This is a genomic window from Synechococcus sp. H55.2, from assembly GCF_047462495.1.
Lineage (GTDB): Bacteria > Cyanobacteriota > Cyanobacteriia > Thermostichales > Thermostichaceae > Thermostichus.
Genome location: NZ_JANSJH010000144.1, coordinates 1 through 4,351, shown reverse-complemented (window position 1 = coordinate 4,351; position 4,351 = coordinate 1). Strand labels below are relative to the sequence as shown.

General features: G+C 61.7%; 3 protein-coding genes. All 3 read left to right on the top strand.

What is annotated here, in order from left to right:
- The first annotated feature begins 27 nt into the window (after positions 1-27).
- Genes NW844_RS12260 through NW844_RS12250 form a run of 3 tightly spaced genes read left to right on the top strand, consistent with a single transcriptional unit; the run spans position 28 to position 4,266 of the window.
- The gene (locus NW844_RS12260; RefSeq protein WP_414336024.1) at positions 28-315 is read left to right on the top strand and encodes a DUF2103 domain-containing protein; all 288 of its coding nucleotides are present in this window, start codon (positions 28-30) and stop codon (positions 313-315) included.
- Positions 316-335: 20 nt separating this feature from the next.
- The gene (locus NW844_RS12255; protein WP_414336022.1) at positions 336-1,706 is read left to right on the top strand and encodes a TIGR03279 family radical SAM protein; all 1,371 of its coding nucleotides are present in this window, start codon (positions 336-338) and stop codon (positions 1,704-1,706) included.
- A gap of 4 nt (positions 1,707-1,710) precedes the next feature.
- Positions 1,711-4,266, top strand: a complete 2,556-nt coding sequence (locus NW844_RS12250) for a UPF0182 family protein (protein WP_414336020.1) — start codon at positions 1,711-1,713, stop codon at positions 4,264-4,266.
- Positions 4,267-4,351 lie beyond the last annotated feature (85 nt).

Here is a 4,351-nt window from a genome sequence, read left to right as displayed (position 1 = left end):
AGCCCCCCTCACTGTTGCGTTGCCGCTATGTCTGAGCCTTCTGGCCGTCTGGTTTGGAACCACTCCACTCACATTTCTGGGCTGATCCCTGTCCTGGAGCGCCTGGCCCGGCAAGCGGGCATCAAAACCGTGACTCCCGGTGCCTTATCTTGCAGTCGGGGGCGGATCCCGCAGTTGCAGTTGCGGGTTTCGGTGCCCATTCGAGGGGGATACAAGTTGGTTGCCCGCAAGGGCAGCAGCGTGCAAGAGGTGTTTGTGGTTACCGAGCTCAGCCAGTCGGAGCTGGAAGCAGCAATTCGCCGCTGTTTGGAGTAGGTTTAGGCTCTGGGCGCGCCATGTCTCGTGCTAGCCTCAAGCCCGCCCGCATCAGCGCTGTGGTGGCCGGATCCCTGGCGGCAAAGGTGGGCATTCGGCCTGGGGAGGCCCTGGTGAGCATCAACGGCGAGCGGCCCCGCGACCTCATTGACTATCGCTTCTTGTGTGCTGATGAATATCTCTGCCTGGAGATCCTGGACAACCAAGGGATCCAGCGCACGGTTGAGCTGGAAAAAGACATAGACGAGGATCTGGGGCTGGAGTTTGAGACGGCTTTGTTCGATGGTCTCATCCAATGCAACAACGCCTGCCCCTTTTGCTTTATCGACCAACAGCCCCCTGAGATGCGGGCAACGCTGCACCTCAAAGACGACGACTACCGCCTCAGCTTTCTCTACGGCAGCTACCTCACCCTTACCAACCTGACCGCTGCCGAGTGGGAGCGCATCGCCCGCCTGCGCCTTTCTCCTCTCTATGTCTCGGTTCATGCCACGGAGCCGGAGCTGCGCAGCCGCCTGCTCAAAAACCCGCGTGCCGGTTTGATCCTGGAGCAGTTGGCCTGGTTTCGCCAACACCGACTGCAACTGCATGCCCAGGTGGTGGTCTGCCCAGGCTGGAACGATGGGGAGCAGCTAACTCGCACCCTTCTGGACTTGGCCGCTTTTGGCCAACCCGTCGAAGGGATCCCGACCGTCCTCTCGGCGGCGGTGGTGCCGGTGGGGCTAACCCGCTTTCGCCCCCCCAATGATGAGCTAATCCCGGTGGATGCTGCCAAAGCGGCGGAGGTGATTGCGCAGGTGGAAGCGCTGCAGGCGCAGTTTCGGCAAGAATTGGGATCCACCTTTGCCTGGCTGGCTGATGAGTGGTATCTGCTGGCGGGTCGGGAATTGCCGCCGGCAGAGCACTACGAAGATTACCCCCAACTGGGCAATGGAGTGGGATCCCTGCGCTTGTTCTTGAGCGAGTTCGAGCAGGTGCGGCTGCCGGCTGGGATCCCTGCTCCCCTCAAAGTTCTCTGGGTGGTGGGCAACGCCGTGGAACAGGCCTTCCAGCCCGTGGTCAAGCGGATGAACAGCATTCGGGGGCTGCAGTTGGATCTGTTGCCCATTGCCAGCCAATTCTGGGGACAGACCCTGACGGTAACCGGGCTGCTGACAGGGCAGGACATCCTCAGCGCTTTGAAATCCGTTGAAAACTTGGCAAGTTACGATGGGCTACTTTTGCCCCAGATTGCTCTTAAGGATGGGGAGCGCTTTCTAGACGATCTGAGCTGGCAAGAGTTGCAGGCCCAAGTCGGGATCCCGGTGGTGCGGGTGGACGGCGGGCCGGCGGGCTTGCTGGAGGCGGTGCAAGGGCTAGGATCAAGAGCGAGTTTGAGTGGGATGCCCTGAGTCCATGGAGCGGTTGCGGCGAGGGTTGCTCCTGTTACTTTGGATTGGACTAGGGATCCTGGCCATCAGCGGCTTGGCGGCCTTCTATGTAGATCTGGCCTGGTTTGCCGAGCTGAACGCCCTGCCGGTGCTGTGGACGCGGGTATTTGCCCGCTGGGGGCTGGGCCTGGGCGCCTTTGGTTTTGCCCTGGCGGTGGTGGGATCCAACATCCGCGCCTGCTGGCGGGGAGCGACCCTGACAGGGGCCTGGGCGATCGCGCTGGGGTTGAGTGGATGCTTGGCCTGGTCTCTTTCTCAGCACTGGTTCGCGCTGCTGCTCTGGCTGCACCAAGTGCCTGTGGGGGAGTCGGATCCGATTTTTAGGCGCGATCTGGGCTTTTTTCTTTTCGGCCTGCCCTTTTGGGAGACGCTGCAGCACTGGTGCTTCAACTTGGTGCTGCTCACTCTGATCACGACAGCGCTCATCTACCTGGTGGAGCTAGGGCTATCGGAGCAGCGGCTGACGCTGGCCCTTTCCCTGTTTGCCCAGCGGCACTTGCTAATCTTGGGCGGATCCCTGTTTTTAATTCGCGCCTGGGGCCACTGGCTGGATCGCTATGAGCTGCTCTACTCCACCCGTGGCGTTGTCTTTGGCGCCGGTTTTACCGATGTCCACGCCACCCTGCCAGCCACCACTCTAATGAGCGGGGTGGCTTTCCTGACGGCCATTGGCTTCTGGGTTTTGGCCCGCCAGGGGATCCGCCTCCGCCTTCCCTTTTTCAAATCCTGGTGCCCTGCCTGGGCCAGTTCCCTGCTGGCGCCGGCTCTGCTGTGGGGGGCCTACCTGGGGTTTGGGCTGCTGACCACCCGGCTTTACCCGCAACTGGTGCAAACCCTTTTGGTCACGCCCAACGAGCTAGAGCTGGAGCGCCCCTACATTGAGCACAACATCCGCTTTACCCGCGCCGGCTTTGGCCTGGCCGAGGTGGAGGTAAAGCCCTTTCCAGAAGAGGGATCCCTGACGCTGGCAACGCTGCAGCAAAATCAATCCACCCTGCGCAACGTGCGTCTTTGGGATACGGAGCCCCTCTTGGCCACCTATCGCCAACTGCAGGAGATCCGTCCCTACTACCAGTTTCCCTATGTGAATGTAGATCGCTACCGCATTGGCGGGGAACTGCGCCAGGTGATGCACGCTGCGCGGGAATTGGACTTTGCCCAGGTGCCGCCTGCGGCCCAAACTTGGGTTAACCGCCGCTTTTTCTACACCCACGGCTATGGCCTCACCCTCAGCCCGGTCAACGTGGTTACTCCCGAAGGGCTGCCGGACTTTTTTCTATCGGATATCCCACCGCGGGTTTCCCCCCGCTACCCGGAGGTGGCGGGGGTGCTGCGGGTGGAGCAGCCGGCTCTCTACTACGGCGAGCTGACCACCACCGACGTGTTCGTGGGTGCCGAGGCCCGCGAGCTGGACTATCCCGCTGCCGATCGCTATGTCTACAGCAGCTACCGCGGCACGGGCGGCGTGCCCATCCCCCACCTCTGGCAGCGCTTTCTCTACGCCTGGCACTTCCGGGATCTGCGCATCCTTCTCAGCCGCGAGCTTTCCGCCAGCAGCCGCTTTCTCTATCGCCGCCAGATCCGGGAACGGGTGCGCCAGGTGATGCCCTTTTTGCTCTACGACCAGGATCCCTACTTGGTGATTCAAGGTGGCAAACTCTACTGGTTTTTCGATGCCTACACCACCAGCAGCCGCTACCCCTACTCCGAGCATCTGCCCGGCTTCCCCTTCAACTACATCCGCAACTCGGTCAAGGCGGTGCTGGACGCCTACAACGGCAGCATCGACTGGTACATCGCCGACCCTCGGGATCCCCTCATCCAAGCCTACGCCCGCATCTACCCCAGCCTGTTCCAGCCCCTAGAGGCCATGCCGGAGCCGCTGCGGCGGCACATCCGCTACCCCCAGGATCTCTTCCGCCTGCAGGTGCAGCAATTTGCCGCCTACCACATGACGGATCCCCGCCTCTTCTACAACCGGGAAGACCAGTGGCAGATCCCCAACCAATTCCGCAACCGGCGACGCCTTCCCATGCAGCCCCAGTACCTCATCCTCACCTTGCCGGAGGAGCCACAAAAGGGATCCCCAAACCGGCCCGAGTTTGTCTTGCTTTCCCCCTTCACCCCCCTCAACAAGCAGAACATGGTGGCTTGGATGGCCGCCCGCTGCGATGGGGAAAACTACGGCAAGCTGCTGGTGTATGAGTTTTCCAAGCAGCGCCTCATCTACGGGCCGGAACAGGTAGAGGCGCGGGTCAACCAGGATCCCGCCATTTCCGAGCAAATCGCCCTCTGGAACGAACACGGGTCGCGGGTGAACCTGGGCACCCTGCTGGTCATCCCCATTGAGACCTCGCTTCTCTACGTCCAGCCCCTCTACCTGGAGGCAGAACAGGGCCGCCTGCCCCAGCTCACCCGGGTCATCGCCGCCTACGAAGACCGGGTGGTGATGGAGCCAACCCTCAGCCAGGCCCTGGAAGCCCTCTTCTCCCCCACCGGCAGTCGCCGCTCCAACCGCTGAGGCTGGGGGATCCCTTCTCAGATTTCCCACAGCCAGTTGACAGAACTTAACGGATGTTTTAAGGTTGTGTTGTCAATCTTCGCGC